A 15759-nucleotide genomic window follows, 5' to 3' on the forward strand; every position below is an offset into this window, starting at 1 on the left:
AGGTCTGAGTTTTCGACGTGCAGTTTTTGTTCCGGGACCATCTTCTCGACACCGACCGGCGCGAGCTGAGCCGCGAGCAGGTTCCCATTTCCGTGGAACCGCAGGTTTTCGACCTCGTCGTCCATCTCATGGAAAACCGCGACCGGGTGGTCAGCAAGGACGAGCTGATCGACAAGATCTGGCACGGGCGCAGCGTCTCCGAATCCACCCTGACCAGCCGGATCAATGCGGCACGCAAGGCGGTCGGCGACAGCGGCGCGAGCCAGGCGCTGATCCGCACCATCGCGCGCAAGGGATTTCGCTTCGTCGGCGATGTCGAGACCAAGCTCGCAGCGGCCACGCCGGAGCCCGGCCGGTGGATACAGGCGCCGCAGACCGCACTCGCGCTGCCCGAGCGGCCCGCCATCGCCGTGCTGCCCTTCACCAACATGAGCGGTGACCGCGAGCAGGACTATTTCTCCGACGGCATCAGCGAGGACATCATCACCGCGCTGTCGAAACTGCGCTGGTTCTTCGTCGTCGCGCGCAATTCCTCCTTCGTCTACAAGGGCCGCGCCGTGCACATCCACGAGGTCGCGCGCGAGCTCGGCGTGCGCTACGTGGTCGAAGGCAGCGTGCGGCGGAGCGGCGAGCGCGTGCGCATCTCGGCCCAGCTCAACGACGTCTCGACCGGCAGCCATCTCTGGGCCGAACGCTACGATCGCGAGCTTGCCGACATCTTCGCCGTCCAGGACGACATCACCGAGGCGATCGTCGCCGCGATCGAGCCGCAGCTCTATACGGCCGAGAGCTTTCGCGCCGGGCAGAAGCCGCCGGGCAGCCTGGATGCCTGGGACCTCGTGATGCGCGCATTATCGCACCACTGGCGCATCACCCGCGAGGACAATGCGGCAGCGCAAGGGCTGCTCGAGAAGGCCGTCGCGATCGATCCCGCTTATGGCAAGGCGCTGGGCCTGCTCGCGACAAGCCATATCTTCGGCGCGCATATGGGCTGGGCCGACATGGCCGCGACCGTACCGGTCGCCGAACGCGCAGCGCTTGCGGCGGTGGAGGCCGATCGCGAGGACGCCTGGGCTCATCACGGCCTCGCCTATACCTACCTGTTCCGCCGCCGCTTCGACGACGCGCTGGCGGAGTTCGAGCTGGCCTTGAGGCTCAATCCGAATTTCGCGATGGCGCACGCCTTCTATGGCGTCACGCTGTGCTACGCGGGACGATGGCAGGACGGCGATGCCGCCGCGCGCCGCGCGCTGCGGCTGAGCCCGCGCGATCCGCTTGCGGCAATCTATTGCGGGGTCGCCGCCTATGCCCAGTTCATCGGCCGCAATTACGAGGCAAGCTTGCAGATGGCGCGCGAATCGATGCGGCAGCGCGCCGATTTCGTCGGCGCACATCGCGTGCTGACGGCGGCCGCCGGCATGTTGGGTGATCCGGCCCTTGCCGCGTCCGCGCTGGAAGGCTTGCGTCGCGCCCAGCCCGGCATCTCGCTCGCCTGGATCACAAGCGAGCTGCCGATGCTGCTGGAGCAGGACCGCGAGCATTATCTCGAAGGGTTGCGGCGCGCGGGGATGCAGTAGACATCTCGCGCAGCATTGACGGTGCGCCCCTGACCGGGGGCGAAGGGAAGAGAACGACCTAAGCCACCGCGCGCCTTCCGATGATGGCGAAGCGGAGCTTGCCCGAGATGAAATCGATCGCGGCGACCGCGACCAGGATCATCAGGACCAGGAACGATACCCTCTGCCATTCCAGCACGCGGATCTGCTCGGCGAGCTGCAGGCCGATGCCGCCGGCGCCGACGATGCCGATGATGGTGGCCGAGCGGGTGTTGGACTCGATGAAATAGAGCACCTGGCCGGCAATCACGGGCAGGACCTGCGGCAACAGGCCGAAGCGGATCTCGTGCAACGCACTGCCGCCGGAGGCGCGGATGCCTTCGACCTGCTTCTGGTCGGCGCCCTCGATCGCCTCCGAGAACAGTTTTCCGAAGGCGCCGAAATCGGACACCGCGATGGCGAGCACGCCGGCGAAGGGGCCAAGCCCGACCACGTTGATCCACACCAGCGCCCAGATCAGCGTGTCGACGCCGCGGATCGAATCCAGGAAACGGCGGATCGGAAAGCGCAGGATGTTCGACGGCACGACGTTGCGGGCGGCGAGCAGGCTTACCGGCAGCGCAAACACCGCCGCGAGCGTCGTGCCGAGCAGGGCGATCGACAGCGTCTCGCCGAGCGCCTTCAGATAGATCGGCAGCGAGGTGCCGGGATCGGGCGGGATCATCATCAGGCTGATCCAGCCGAGCTGGCTGAGGCCGGCGAGGAAGCGCGACGGCGAGAAGTCGAGATCGACGAGGCCGTAGATCAGGATCGCGAACGCCGCGACGATCATCGCCGGCATTGCGAGCCGCGCCGAAGCAGGCCGGTCGAACACGTCGGGATAGCGCGCGCGAAGCTGCGCCGTGTCGACCTCGTGCCGCCGCGTCACGTCCGCGCCTCCTTGCCGAACAGGCGGCCGCGCAGCCAGCCGGTGGTGATGTCGATGACGAAGACGGTGACGATGATGGTGAGCAGGATGGCGCTGACGTCCGAATAGTAGAATTTGCGGATGGCGACGACGAGCTCCTGGCCGATGCCGCCGGCGCCGACAAAGCCCATCACGGAGGCTTCGCGGACATTGATCTCGAAGCGCAGCAGCGCGTAGCTGGCGTAGCCCGCGGTCACCTGCGGCACGACGGCAAAGCGCATGCACGACAGCCAGCTCGCGCCGGTGGAGCGGATGCCCTCGACCGGCTTCATGTCGGCGTTCTCGACGATCTCGGAGAACAGCTTTCCAAGCGCGCCGGTGGAATGGATCGCGATCGCAAGCACCCCGGCCATCGGCCCGAGCCCGAAGGCGATCACGAAGATCAGCGCGAAGACGATGCCCGGGACGGTGCGCGCGAACTCGAGCAGGCGCCGCACCGTGAAGCGCAGCCAGGGCGCGGGCGAGGTGTTTTCCGCCGCGAAGAAGTTCAGGACGAAGGCGAAGGTCGCGCCGATCAGCGTGCCGACATAGCTGATCAGCAGCGTCTCACCCAGCATCTTCAGCCATTTGCGCCAGCCCCACAGCCACTCGCCGACATCGGTCCAGACCCGCTGGCCGTTGTCGAGCGTGAGGATGCGATCGAAATAGCTGACGAAATTGCCGAAATAGGTGAAGAGGGTGCGCAGGTTAACTTCGGCGCCGATCGCGGCGAGAAGCAGCGCGGCGGCGAATACCACAACGCCGAGCAAGAGACGGAGCCGCCGGCGCGCGACCGCCTGATCATAAGCGGCGTTCAGCGCAGCCAGTTGCTGCTCAGGCAGGATCGAAACCGCGACGGTCATCTGTCCAGGAAAAGTGGCCGATCAAAGAGAAAGAGCCGGGTCCATCGACCCGGCTCAAGTAGCTCGTCCCGAAACTCAGGACGCCTTCTTCTTACGCAGTGCATCGACGAACTTGATCAGCTCGATCGTGCCATCCCAATCCTTGGTGGTGGCGGGATGAAAACCCTTCTTCTGGCCGTCCTGGAGGCGGTCGAAGGCCGCCTTGTCCTTGGCCGGCGCATCGAAGAACGCCTTTGCGATCGCCGCCTTCGCCTCTTCCGGCAGGTCGGAGTTGTAGGCATAGGGGCCGTTGATGATCGGCGCCGACTTGTGGATGATGCGGAAATCGTCCTTCTTCATCGGCGAGCCGTCGGCATTCTTCAGCATACCCTTGGTCAGCATCTGCGCCAGCGTCGAATCGTCGTCGCTGGTCCACTGGTTGGCCGCAACGTCGACCGTGCCCTGCGCCAGCGCCAGGATCGCGTTCTCGTGGCTGCCGGTGAAGACGACCTTGCTGAAATAGGTGTCGGCGTCCGCGATGCCCATCTTGTCGAGCTCGAAGCGCGGCACGTTGTTGCCGGACGTCGAATTGGGGTCGACGAGGCCGAGGTTCTTGCCCTTGAGCTGATCGATGCTCTTGTAGGGGCTGTTCGCCTTGACGAAGAACACCGAATAGTAGCCGGTCGAGCCGTCCGAGTTGATGTCGTTGGCAAAGGCGTCGGTCTTGACGCCGGTCAGGCGGGCGCGGGCAAACGAGGCCGAGCCGTAGCTGGCGATATGGATATTGCCGGCGCGCTGGCCTTCGATCACGGCAGCATAGTCGTTGGCGATGCGCAGCGTGACCTTCACGCCCAATTCCTTGGAGAGATAGCTCATGAACGGCGCCCAGCGCTCGGTCACGCCCGAGGCGTTTTCCGCCGGAATGACCGCGAAGGTCAGCTCGGGATATTTGGCTTTCCAGTCGTCGGCGGAGGCTGAAGTCGTGAACGCGAGCGCGGCGGCGCCGGCAAGAACTAATCTGCGAGTGATCATGATACCCTCTTCATCGGTTGGGTCGGTTGACGCAAAAACTGGCAACTACAGGAGCGATGCGGCTCAGGCGGCGGCCGCCGTTCCGAGCGCCGGAATGCCTTCGGGCGCCGGCACCGGCGTGCCGCCCATAACGTCGGTGGCTTCGAGGTCGTAAAGTTCGCGCGCGACGTGATCGGTCAGCGCAGACGGCGCGCCGTCGAACACCACACGGCCCTGCGCCATGCCGATCAGGCGGTCGCAATAGCTGCGCGCCAGGTCGAGCGAATGCAGGTTGCAGAGCACGGTGATGCCGAAATGCTTGTTGATGCGCAGCAGCGCATCCATCACGATCTTGGTGTTGCGCGGGTCGAGCGAAGCGATCGGCTCGTCGGCGAGGATGATGTCGGGCTGCTGCACCAGCGCGCGGGCGATCGCGACGCGCTGCTGCTGGCCGCCGGAGAGCTGATCGGCGCGCTGGGCGGCGAGCGCGGCGATGTCGAACTGCTCGAGCGCGGACATGGCAAGCGCCTTGTCCTGCTCGGGCCAGACCTGCGCCAACGAGCGCCAGGCGGGCATCGTCGCGAGACGCCCCATCAGGACGTTGGTGAGAACATCGAGTCGGCCGACGAGGTTGAGTTGCTGGAAGATCATCGCCGAGCGCGCCCGCCACTGCCGCAATTCCTTGCCGCGCAGCGCGGTGACGTCGATGCCGTCATACAGGATGCGTCCCTGCGTCGGCGTCACCAGGCGGTTGATGGTCCGGAGCAAGGTCGACTTGCCGGCGCCGGATCGTCCGATCACCCCGACGAATCCACCGGGGGAAATTTGAAACGAAGCGTCGTCCACCGCGGCTTTTGCGCCAAAGCGGCACGTCAGACCTTCAACCACCAGCATGCAGGGCTCCAGAGTAGCTGGGACCCACCGCTAACGCCGACGCTTGACACTTGTGTGACATGCACGTTGCGGTGCGGCGATCCAACACACGTCATCCCCTGTCATCGCCGCGTCATGACATTGTCATCGAGCCGCTCGAAGAGGAACGCCCGCCCACACGCTTCGGATACGACATGGCCGGCAAAGCCCTTTCAGTCCACCCGACCATCGAACCCTCGGCCAAGCTGCATGAGACCAGGCTCGGCGCCTATACCGAGGTCGGCGCGCGCACGATCCTGCATGAAGTCACGATGGGCGATTACTCCTATGTCGTGAACGATTCGCAGATCACCTACGCGACGATCGGAAAATTCTGCTCGATCGCGGCAATGACGCGCATCAACCCCGGCAATCATCCGATGCATCGCGCGACACAGGCGCACTTCACCTATCGTTCCAGCGCCTATTTCGAAGGCGAGAGCGACGACACGGATTTCTTCGACTGGCGGCGCCAGCATCACGTCCATATCGGCCATGACGTCTGGATCGGCCATGGCGCGATCGTGCTGCCGGGCCGCAACATCGGCACCGGCGCGGTGATCGCGGCCGGCGCCATCGTCACCAAGGACGTGCCCGCCTACACCATCGTCGCCGGCAATCCCGCGCGGATCGTGCGGCGCCGCTTCTCGGAAGAGATCGCCGGACGGCTCGCCAGGCTGGCCTGGTGGGACTGGGATCACGACAAATTGCGTGAAGCGCTGCCCGATTTCCGTAAGCTCGGGATTGAAGATTTTCTCTCCACGTATGAAGCACGGGCACACTCCCCTGCCAACAAACGAAGCGCGGTCGCGTGACAGACATTTTCCTCGAGGGCGGCCGGGCCCTGATCGGCACCGAGTTGGTCGAGGCTTCACTCAGCGTGTCCGGAACGGACATCGCACAGGTCGATGCCTCCCGCGGCCGGGCTCGGCTCGCGATCGATGCGCGCAATCTGCTGGTGCTGCCTGGAATCGTCGATCTGCATGGCGATGCCTTCGAGCGGCAGATGATGCCGCGCGCCGGCGTGGACTTCCCGATCGACGTCGCGCTCGCCGACAGTGACCGCCAGGCGATCGGCAACGGCATCACCACCGTGTTTCACGCCACAACCTGCTCTTGGGAGCCGGGCCTGCGCAGCGCCGACAATGCGCGCGGCCTGATGGAGGCGATCGAGCGGCAGCGTCCGCAATTTGCTGCCGACACTCGCTTCCATCTGCGGCACGAGACCTACAATATCGATGCCGAGGCTGAGATCGCCCAGTGGCTCGCCGATGGCCGCGTCGACCTGTTTGCCTTCAACGACCACATGGACGGGGTCGTTGCCGACATCTCCAATCCGCGCAAGCGCAACCGCATGGTGGAGCGCACAGGCTTGTCCAGCGAGGATTTTGACAGGCTGGTCGACCGCGTGATCTCGCGCGCCGCCGAAGTTCCGGCCTCCGTGTCGCGGCTCGCGGCGGCTGCGCGCGCGGCGGACGTGCGGATGCTCTCGCATGACGACGCGACACCCGCGATGCGCCAGGAGTTTCGCGAGCTCGGCGCGATGATCGCCGAGTTTCCGATCAACGAAGAGACGGCGCGGGCGGCGGCGAGCCACGGCGATGCCATCGTCTACGGCGCGCCGAACGTCGTGCGCGGCGGCAGCCACACCGGCTGGACCAGGGCATCCGACATGATCGCAAAGGGGCTCTGCTCGGTGCTGGCGTCGGACTATTACTATCCCGCGCAACTGCTCGCCGCCTTCCGCCTCGCCGCCGATGGCGTGTTGCCGCTGACGGAGGCCTGGAGCCTCGTCTCGGCGGGGCCTGCGCGCGCGACCGGCCTTGCCGACCGTGGCATTCTCGCCGTAGGACGTCGCGCCGACATCCTGCTGGTCGACGACACCGTGCCGCTGCGGCCGCGGCTGGTCGCGGTGATATCGGGCGGGAAGCTCGTGCATCTCACCGACGCGACGCGACTGCTCAGCGCGGCGGCGGCGCCGCGCGAGGCTGTCGTCGCTGCATAAACCGGTTATGCTCGAGCAATGATTCCCCGCTACGCGATCTATTTTGCCGCCGGCGCCGACAGCGCGCTGACCCGCTTCGGTGCCGCGCTGCTCGGCTATGACGCCTACACCGGCAACGAGGAGCCGTTCCCGCGCGAGGCGCTGCACGTCGCACCGGACTGGAGTGACGTCTCTGCCGATCCCCGCAAATACGGCTTCCATGCCACGCTGAAGGCGCCGATGTCGCTCGCGCCCGGCCGCACCGAGGCGGAGCTTATGGCAGCCTGCGCGACATTCGCCGAAAAGGCACGGCCGATCCCGGCGATTCGCCCGATCGTCGACACCATCAGCGGCTTCATCGCCGTCATCCCGGCCGAGCCGGTCGATGCGCTCCAGCAGCTCGCCGCCGATTGCGCGCGCGAGTTCGATTCCTTCCGCGCCGCTCTCACTGCAGAGGACCGCGCGCGGCGCAAGCCGGAGAAGCTGAGCGAGCGGCAGCGCGACTATCTCGACCGCTGGGGTTACCCCTACGTGATGGAAGAATTCCGCTTCCACATGACCCTGACCGGCCGGCTGGATGCAGAGCGCCGCGGCCCGATCCTGGAGATGTTGCGGACGCGGTTCGCGTCGCTTCGTCTCGACACGCTGGCGGTCGACCGCCTCGCCCTGTTCAGGCAGGACGAGACCAAGGCGCGATTCCGCATCATCGGCGAGTGGGCTTTGCCGCGGTAGACCTCAGCGCCAGCTCGCAAGATTGAAGCCGAGCGCGACCGCGCCAACCAGAACGAGACTGGTCGCCCAGACTGCATCCAGATTGAACCAGCTACGCGAGACGAACCTCAATCCCAGATAGCGGTAGACCAGCCACGCCAGGCATCCGCCGGCGCCGACCATGGCGGCAACGTGCACCAGGGTCACCAGCACCGCCATCAGGAGACTCGCCTTCATCAGCGCGCCCGCCGCCTCATGGCCGGCATCGAGCTCGAAGGCCCGGCAGAGCCCGAGATAGATCGGCACGAGCATCAAGGCGGCGCCGTGAGCAATGGCCACGGCAAATGACCAGAGCGCCAATCGCGTTGGCGCAATTCGCGCCAGCGCGCGGGGATGGCGCCGCACGATCAACCGATAGACACCGAAGCCGATGACGAGAAGGCTCGCGCCGATCTGGATGGGACGTTGCCACTCGGCCAGCATGAGCAGGAACGCGAATGGCAGCAGCACGAGAAGTGTTGCCAGGAGATGCCCGGCCGACAGGGCCCACAACGCGCGGAAGAGCGCGCGTGGGTTCCTGTCCATGAGCCCGGCCGAAACGGCGAGCGGCCATCCCATTCCCGGATTGACCCCGTGGTAGAGACCGCTCGCGACAAGAGCGAGCCAGAGCCAGCCAAGCGCCGGGCTCGCGTGCCCCCCATCTAGACCGACGGGTAGCAAAAGGAGTCCGTCGAACAATCGCCGCCCTCGAGCCTGATCTGGTGCGCGCGATATCCGTCGGGGAAGCTCACGAAATAGTCCTTGTCGAGCTCGAGGCCGCCGTTGCGACCGACATTGGCCATGACCTCCACGCCCGGAACCCCATCGGGATAGAACTGGTCGTCCCAGGTGGAATAGAGCGAATTGGTCCAGTATACGCGCCTGCCGTCGCGGCTGATCTCGACCATCTGCGGACCTGCCGCAAATGTCTTGCCGTTCGGATGGGGGGTACGGCGCGCGATGCCGCCGATGTGAACGGAGCCCGCAAGCTTCGGCTTTCGCGGATCACTCACATCGTACTGGCGCATTTCACCCGTGCCCCAGCACGAGACATAGAGAAACCGGTCATCCATCGACAGGTCGATGTCGGTCACCAGCGGCGGCACGGCGCCAAATCCCTGCAGCAGCGGCGGGAGCTGCTCCTTTGGCGCGGGTTCGGGAGGGATCGTCGCCGTCTTCTCGGCATGGAATTTTCCGCCTTCGCGCCACCAGGTCCAGATCGATGCTTCGAGGTTGGTGGTGTCAACCACAACGCCAACGAAGCCGTATTCGCGAACCGGATCGTGCGCGGGCCGCACCTCCAGCGCCATCTGATGATTGGCGCCGAGGTCGATTGTCTGCACGTTGCGCCGGGCGCGGAGATCCCAGAAGTGGAGACGATGGCCATATTTGTTCGACAGCAGATCCTCCGGGACGATCCCGTTCTCGAACTGCGGCGGCAACGCCCATTCGCTCGTCACCATGTAATCGCGCGGCAGATTCCACCAGAAGTCATAATGCAATGTCTGCGGGCCGCGGTCGATCTCCCATCGTCCAAGCACCTCGAACGTCTCGCAATCCATGATGAAAACGCCTGGAGGTCCGTTGGTACCGTCCTTGCCGCCGCCGCCCAGCGTGCTCACGTAAATGCCGTCAGGCCCGCAATGGATGGTGTGCGGCCGCGAGTAGCCGGTCTTCTTGAAGACTTCCTCCGGTTCGATGATCTTATGGATCTTGGCTTTGGTCGGATCGGGCTTGGTATCGATGATGTAGATCCGCGACGAGCGCAGCCCGGGGATGATGAGATAGCGCCGCTCGATGAAGGCGTGTCCGGCGAGTGGCGACAAGGCGGAGGAGCAGGCGTTCCAGCCGAAGTGATGAAACTCGTCGCCCTTGTTGGGCATCGTCACGGTGTGGACGATTTGGCTATAGGTCGGCGATCCCGGCTTGACGTCGATGACCGCGAGAGCATCCGGCTTTGAGAAATCCGGACTGAGCAGCAACGTATAGGCAAAGTTCTCCGCAGGTGCTTCCATCGCAAGCTTTGGCGATGCGTGAAAGGTGGGATCCGGCCTCATCGTCATGGCACTGCCTCCCTGTTCTGTCGGTTCGCGCCAACCTGGCTCGGGATAGCGGCATAATGAAGAGCTGTTATGCGATGTCCTGAGATGCTCCGCGGGCTTGGTTGGCGAGCATACAATATGTCATCGCCGGGCCGCGGGAAACGGCCAGAGCCGCGCTAATTCGACGCCTTCGGGCAGATGGAAGCCGGCGGGATCAGGCCAGCGCGCCCTCGCACTCGGTGTCGTCCCGGCGAAGGCCGGGACCCATAACCCCAGGGAGGGGTTATGGAGCAGGCTGATAACTCCGAGTCTTCGTCAAACCGCATCCTGTGGTTATGGATCCCGGATCTGCGCGCGCTTGGGGCGCGCTTGTCCGGGACGACAGCGGAGATCATCGGGACGACGGCGGAGGCTACTTCCCCCACCGCAGCGCCAGCGCATCGCGCTCCTTTGCCAGCTCCAAGAGCCCCGCGCGCGTCGCGGGATGCAGCGGCTGGAGCGGATGGCGCACGGCGTCCGATTTGATCACGCCGCCGGCCTGCATCATTGCCTTGCAGGCGATCAGGCCGCATTGGCGGTTCTCGTAGTTGATCAGCGGCAGCCAGCGCTCATAGGCGGCTTTCGCTTCCTCGCGCTTGCCGGCGAAATAGGGATCGATGATCTGGCGGATGCCGTCGGGATAGCCGCCGCCGGTCATGGCGCCGGTGGCGCCGGCGTCGAGATCGGCCAACAGCGTGATCGCCTCCTCGCCGTCCCACGGGCCTTCGATATCCTTGCCGCCCGCCTCGATCAGGCTGCGGAGCTTTGCAGCGGCGCCCGGCACCTCGATCTTGAAATAGCGGATGTTGGAGAAGTCGCGCGCCAGCCGGGCGAGCAGCTCGACCGACAGCGGCGTGCCGGCCACCGGTGCGTCCTGGATCATGATGGGAATGTTGATTGCGCCCGAGAGCACCCTGAAGAATTCGACGATGCCTTTCTCAGGAACCCGGAAGGTCGCGCCGTGATAGGGCGGCATGACCATCACCATGGCGGCCCCCGCCGCTTCGGCCTGCTTGCTGCGCGCGGCACAGACGGCCGAGCTGAAATGGGTGGTGGTGACAATCACCGGAACCCGCCCGGCGACCTGCTCCAGGACCGCGTGCATCACGGTTTCCCGTTCGGCATCGGTGAGCACGAACTGCTCGGAGAAATTGGCGAGGATGCAGATGCCGTGCGAGCCGGCGTCGATCATGAAATCGATGCAGCGGCGCTGGCCCTCGAGGTCGAGCTCGCCGCGCTCGTCGAAGATGGTGGGCGCGACCGGGAACACCCCGCGATAGGGGCGCTGGGCCTTGTGGTGTGGCGTAACCGGCATCGAACTCTCCATCCCTGATATTCTCGCACATCTACCGCCGCACTCGCGCGGCACGACAGATGTACCCGGGGCGCGGATCGGCGGCAATGCCGATCCGCGTTCCCCTGGAACAGAGATGTGAAAGTTATGCGGTCTTCACCGCGCCGAGGAAACCTTCGACCGCGACGCGGAGACGGTCGGCGTCTGCCGACATCTTCTTCACGGAGTCCGACAGCACCGTGCCGGCGTTGCCGGTTTCCTGATTGAGCTTGGCGACGCTGCCGATGGTGTCGGTGACCTCGCGGGTGCCTTGCGCCGCCTGCTGGAAGTTGCGCGAGATCTCGGTGGTGGCCGCCCGCTGCTGTTCGACGGCGGCCGCGATTGCGGTCATCTTCTCGTCGATGCCGCTGATGGCGCCGCCGATTGAGCGGATGGCTGTCACGGCCTGCCCCGTCGCGCCCTGGATCTCCTCGACCTGGCGGGAAATCTCCTCGGTGGCCGTCGCGGTCTGGGCGGCGAGACTCTTGACCTCGCCGGCGACCACGGCAAAGCCGCGGCCGGCCTCGCCCGCGCGCGCAGCCTCGATGGTGGCATTCAGCGCCAGCAAATTGGTCTGGCCGGCGATGGCGTTGATCATCTTCACGACCTCGCCGATGCGGCTTGCGGTCTGGTCGAGGATCTCGACCGTGGCGTTGGTCCGCTCGGCCTGCGAGACGGCCTCGCGAGCCTCGCGCGCACTCGACTGCACCTGCGCCGAAATCTCGCCGACGGACGCCGAGAGCTCCTCGGTCGCGGCCGCGATGGTCTCGAGATTGTTGGTGGCCTGCTCGGCGGAGGAGGCGACCGCCGCGGTCTGGCTGCTGGATTCCGAGACCAGCGTACGCACATCGGTCGCCGTCGCGTCGAGCTCCCGCGCCGACGCGGCAACGCTGTGGATGACGGCCTGCACGGTGTCGTCAAAGCTGCGGCAGGCGGCATCGACGGTGCCGGAGCGGGCAAGCTGGAGCGCCTGCTGCGATTCACGTTCCTGACCGAGACGCTCCGCGGTCGCGGCGCTCTCGCGCAGGCTTTCGAGTGCGGCCGCCATGGTGCCGAACTCGTCGGGATACCGGGATTGCGGAACCGGTGTCGCGTAGTCACGCGCGCCGATGCGGGCGATGGCATCCAGAATGGCGCGCACCGGACGCATGAGGCGAGTGCGCACCACATAGACGCCGGCCAAGGTCACCGCGAGTGCCACGAGGAAGGCGAGCGACTGCACGACGAGATTGGTGAGGGCCTTGGCCTGAACGGCCTCGGCGCGCGCGATCGACTGGTCCAGCGCCTTGTTCGCGACCGCGACAATGGGCGCGAACGGCGACTGGCACAGCGCATTCCACTCCGAGGCGGGCATCGCGGGCTTGCCGCTGCCGTCAAAATTCCTGGTGAGCTCTCCGATCTGCTTCAGGACGCCGTCGGTCTTGGCCTTCGCGTCCGACGCTGCCGTAACCAGCTCCGCCGTCACCTCGGGCGCAGCCAGCAACTCGGCCATCCCCGCCCAGCCAGAGGCGATCGTGCCATCCCATTGCGCCACCGACCGCTTCTGAACGTCGTCGAGCGGCTTGCTGCTGTTGACGTTCGGGCGAAGCGACGAACAATGGACCCCGTAGCGGTCGCGCACCTGCCAGGCGAAGCGGCGGACCTGGATCATGCGGGCGATGTAGGGATCGTTCATCCAGGCGCGGTTTGACACCGCGGTGGAGGCGAGGTTCGCGGTGTCGATGACCTTGGTGACGGCATCGTACCAGGCATTGGTACGCTCCATCTTGCGCTCGGCCCGCGGACGCTTGGCTTCGTCATAGAACAGCTGAAATTGCGGCGCCGCCTCGTTCCAACGCTGCTTCAGCGTGTTCGCGAGTTCATCGCGGCGGGCGAAATCGACGGTCGCGAGCGCGGCGCTGATCCCTTCATAGCCGCCCTGCTCGGCCTTCTCGGCTTCGGCGAGTTTTGCCTTGGGATCGTCCTCGCCAAGAATGGCACTCTGGGCATCGCCGCGATTGTTTCGCAAGGACAGCACACCATGGAAGATCGCCTTGTCGGCGGCGGCAAGGCGCGCGGTTTCGAGACTGTCGCTGTAGCGGCCGAAGGCTCCGACCATCTGGATCGCCGTGCTGGCCAGCGCGCCGGCCGCAAGCAGGGCCATCAAGGTCAGAAGAAGCGAGCTTACCGATTTCTTAAACATTGCCATGGGGTCAAGGGGCCTACTCTTCACGAGTGGCCACCCTGCATCGCAACCTGCCAATGTTTCGTTAAGGTTTTAGTCGATTTGAGGCGGCTCCGCCTGCACCCATTTGGGCGGCCCGCTCTTTACCCGACTTTCGTGAAATCGGGCGCTCGGCGCTCGGCAAAGGCCGTGAACGCTTCGCGCGCCTCGGCGGTGCGCAGGCGCTGCGCGAACTGCTCGCCCTCCGCCTGCATCTGCGCGACCAGCGCCTCGCCGTTACGCATCAGCTTCTTGGTGGCGGTGAGCGCGCCGGCCGGCTGGCGGGCGAGCCGCTGCGCCAGCGCGAGGGCCTCCGCGTCGAGCTTGTCGAGCGGCACAACGCGGTTGGCGAGCCCCCATTCCAGCGCGGCCTTCGCCGGCACCGTCTCGCCGAGCGCGAACATCTCGTAGGCCCGCGCATAGCCGATGCGCGCCGGCATCAGCAGGCTGGAGGCGGCTTCCGGCACCAGCGCGAGGCTGACGAAGGGCGTCGAGAGCTGCGCATTGTCGGCGAGCACGACGAGGTCGCAATGCAGCAGCATCGTGGTGCCGACGCCGACTGCGCGGCCCTGCACGGCCGCAACCAGCGGCCGGGTGCAGCGCGCCAGCGAATGGATGAAGCGTATGACGTTACGGCTTCCTTCCGACTTTCCGCTCGCGACGGCTGCGAACTCGCCGACATCGTTGCCGGCGGTGAACATGTCGCCCTCGCCGCGGATCAGGATCACCCGGGCGGCCGGATCGAGCTCGGCGGATTCGATGGCATCGGCGAGCTTGCCGTACATCGCATCGGTCAGCGCGTTCTTCTTGTCGGGACGCGCCAGCGTGAGCGTGAGAATTCCACCGTTGTTCTCGATCCGGACGTGCTCGGTCATTGGGCTCTCCTCTTATTCCTCTGGATCTCTTGCAGGGTCTCTTGGAAACTTGTCCTGAATGCTCGTCAGCCAGCGCGCGACGATGTCGATCTCCGCGCTGGAAAATCCCTCTGTCAGCGCCGCGTTGATCTCCGCGGCCGAGGTTTTCGCCTGGGCCAGCGCGGCACGTCCCTTCGGCGTCAGCCACACGCGCCAGGCGCGTCCGTCCTCGCGATCGGCCCGCCGCTCGATCAGCCTTGCGGCTGCGGTGCGATCGACGAGGCCGGAAATGCCGGCCGGCCCCATATCGAGCGCCGCGCCCGCCTCTCCCATCAGAACGCCGTCCTGTCTGCCGAGGATGAACAACAGCCCCGCCTGCGCCGGCGTCACCTCGTTCTCGGGCTGCGCGGCCATCCAGCGCTGCAGCCGACGTTGTGCGACGCTGAGCAGGTAGATCAGCCGATGATGCCTCGCTGCGGCGTCATTATTTCGCATGCGAAATAGATAGCCGAAGCCGACCGGATTGTCAAAGGGCGGCTGCCAGGCCTAGGCAGCGCGACAGCCGTCCAGAAACAGCGCCGCGCAGGTCTTGACGCGACGCTCGATGTCCTTGCGTGACGGCAACGCCACCCCGCCATAGATCGCCGCACGCTGAGGCGCCGACGCGACCATGCCGATCAGCATGCCGGCGGCCTCCTCGACGTCGTCGAGCGCGATGCGCTTCTTCCTCACCTGGGCGCGCAGCCAGCCCGCGAGCGCCGTGACGGTGCGGGAGATGCCGTTCTTGTAGAAGTTGGCGGCGAGTTCCGGGAATGCAGCCGACTCCTGCAGCACCATGCGCTGCAACGCCACGACTTCCGGATCGAGCGCAAGATCCGCGCAGGCCAGCAGCGCGGAGCGCAGGCTGTTTTCGATGTCGACCTCGTCGCTGGCCTGGAGATCGACCGCGGAAAGCAGCCGCTCGAGCCTGTCGGCGCACATCGCCTCGAACAGCGCGGCCTTGCCCGGGAACAGACGATAGAGCGTCTTGGTCGAGATGCCGGCGCGGCGCGCCAGTTCCTCGGTGCTGGTCGCCGCATAGCCGTCACCGGCAAAGGCCTGCCGCGCAACGTCGAGGACGATTCCCTTCGTCTCCTCGTCGCTGCGTAGTTGCGGCCGTCCACGCGGGCGGCACTCCCCCGAAGATTTTGCGTCTGACGATTTTGCTCGAGCCATGTCTTTACATGATGCCTGTCATTCCATTGACAATTCGGAAGCTAGTCTCATTTTGGAAATTATCAAGTTTCC

The 15759-nt window shown here is 65.6% G+C and carries 15 protein-coding genes; 4 read left to right on the forward strand and 11 right to left on the reverse strand.

What is annotated here, in order from left to right; all coding sequences use genetic code 11:
- The first annotated feature begins 17 nt into the window (after positions 1-17).
- A complete protein-coding gene (locus E4K65_RS39810) occupies positions 18-1577 on the forward strand; it encodes a winged helix-turn-helix domain-containing tetratricopeptide repeat protein (protein ID WP_135178748.1) in 1560 nt (519 codons plus the stop codon).
- Positions 1578-1635: 58 nt separating this feature from the next.
- Here E4K65_RS39810 and phnE (E4K65_RS39815) read toward each other — a convergent pair whose 3' ends face one another.
- The 4 genes from phnE (E4K65_RS39815) to phnC all read right to left on the reverse strand — a co-directional run bounded on the left by phnE (E4K65_RS39815) (position 1636) and on the right by phnC (position 5249).
- Entirely contained in the window at positions 1636-2484 is an 849-nt protein-coding gene (phnE, locus tag E4K65_RS39815; RefSeq protein WP_025575168.1) for a phosphonate ABC transporter, permease protein PhnE, read from the reverse strand.
- Positions 2481-3365, reverse strand: coding sequence for a phosphonate ABC transporter, permease protein PhnE (gene phnE / locus E4K65_RS39820; RefSeq protein ID WP_025575170.1), 885 nt, complete (start codon positions 3363-3365; stop codon positions 2481-2483). The genes phnE (E4K65_RS39815) and phnE (E4K65_RS39820) overlap by 4 nt, the downstream gene beginning before the upstream one ends.
- 75 nt (positions 3366-3440) lie before the next feature.
- Positions 3441-4376, reverse strand: coding sequence for a phosphonate ABC transporter substrate-binding protein (gene phnD, locus E4K65_RS39825; protein WP_025575172.1), 936 nt, complete (start codon positions 4374-4376; stop codon positions 3441-3443).
- Positions 4377-4439: 63 nt separating this feature from the next.
- Positions 4440-5249, reverse strand: a complete 810-nt coding sequence (gene phnC, locus E4K65_RS39830) for a phosphonate ABC transporter ATP-binding protein (protein ID WP_135178749.1) — start codon at positions 5247-5249, stop codon at positions 4440-4442.
- 173 nt (positions 5250-5422) lie between these two features.
- Between phnC and E4K65_RS39835 the strand changes: the two genes are divergently transcribed.
- From E4K65_RS39835 to E4K65_RS39845, 3 genes are read left to right on the forward strand one after another with little or no spacing between them, the layout of a single operon-like run.
- Positions 5423-6082, forward strand: coding sequence for an LbetaH domain-containing protein (locus E4K65_RS39835; protein WP_167771528.1), 660 nt, complete (start codon positions 5423-5425; stop codon positions 6080-6082).
- The gene (locus tag E4K65_RS39840) at positions 6079-7272 is read left to right on the forward strand and encodes an alpha-D-ribose 1-methylphosphonate 5-triphosphate diphosphatase (protein WP_135178751.1); all 1194 of its coding nucleotides are present in this window, start codon (positions 6079-6081) and stop codon (positions 7270-7272) included. The genes E4K65_RS39835 and E4K65_RS39840 overlap by 4 nt, the downstream gene beginning before the upstream one ends.
- Before the next feature lie 18 nt (positions 7273-7290).
- Positions 7291-7983, forward strand: coding sequence for a DUF1045 domain-containing protein (locus E4K65_RS39845; RefSeq protein WP_135178752.1), 693 nt, complete (start codon positions 7291-7293; stop codon positions 7981-7983).
- 3 nt (positions 7984-7986) lie between these two features.
- Here the strand turns inward: E4K65_RS39845 and E4K65_RS39850 are convergent, their stop codons facing one another.
- The 7 genes from E4K65_RS39850 to E4K65_RS39880 all read right to left on the reverse strand — a co-directional run bounded on the left by E4K65_RS39850 (position 7987) and on the right by E4K65_RS39880 (position 15687).
- Entirely contained in the window at positions 7987-8580 is a 594-nt protein-coding gene (locus E4K65_RS39850) for a hypothetical protein (RefSeq protein WP_135178789.1), read from the reverse strand.
- 83 nt (positions 8581-8663) lie between these two features.
- Positions 8664-10064: a selenium-binding protein SBP56-related protein gene (locus E4K65_RS39855; protein ID WP_135178753.1), complete on the reverse strand. Its 1401-nt coding sequence runs from the start codon at positions 10062-10064 to the stop codon at positions 8664-8666.
- Between the two features lie 391 nt (positions 10065-10455).
- Positions 10456-11397, reverse strand: a complete 942-nt coding sequence (locus tag E4K65_RS39860; RefSeq protein WP_025576528.1) for a dihydrodipicolinate synthase family protein — start codon at positions 11395-11397, stop codon at positions 10456-10458.
- 124 nt (positions 11398-11521) lie between these two features.
- Positions 11522-13603, reverse strand: a complete 2082-nt coding sequence (locus tag E4K65_RS39865; RefSeq protein WP_135178754.1) for a methyl-accepting chemotaxis protein — start codon at positions 13601-13603, stop codon at positions 11522-11524.
- A 119-nt stretch (positions 13604-13722) separates the two neighbouring features.
- The gene (locus E4K65_RS39870; RefSeq protein ID WP_135178755.1) at positions 13723-14493 is read right to left on the reverse strand and encodes an enoyl-CoA hydratase; all 771 of its coding nucleotides are present in this window, start codon (positions 14491-14493) and stop codon (positions 13723-13725) included.
- 12 nt (positions 14494-14505) lie between these two features.
- Complete coding sequence (locus tag E4K65_RS39875; protein ID WP_135178756.1) at positions 14506-14967, reverse strand: MarR family winged helix-turn-helix transcriptional regulator; 462 nt, start codon at positions 14965-14967, stop codon at positions 14506-14508.
- 51 nt (positions 14968-15018) lie between these two features.
- Positions 15019-15687, reverse strand: coding sequence for a TetR/AcrR family transcriptional regulator (locus tag E4K65_RS39880; protein ID WP_135178757.1), 669 nt, complete (start codon positions 15685-15687; stop codon positions 15019-15021).
- Positions 15688-15759 lie beyond the last annotated feature (72 nt).

Origin of the sequence: Bradyrhizobium niftali, assembly GCF_004571025.1 — a bacterium.
Taxonomy (GTDB): domain Bacteria; phylum Pseudomonadota; class Alphaproteobacteria; order Rhizobiales; family Xanthobacteraceae; genus Bradyrhizobium; species Bradyrhizobium niftali.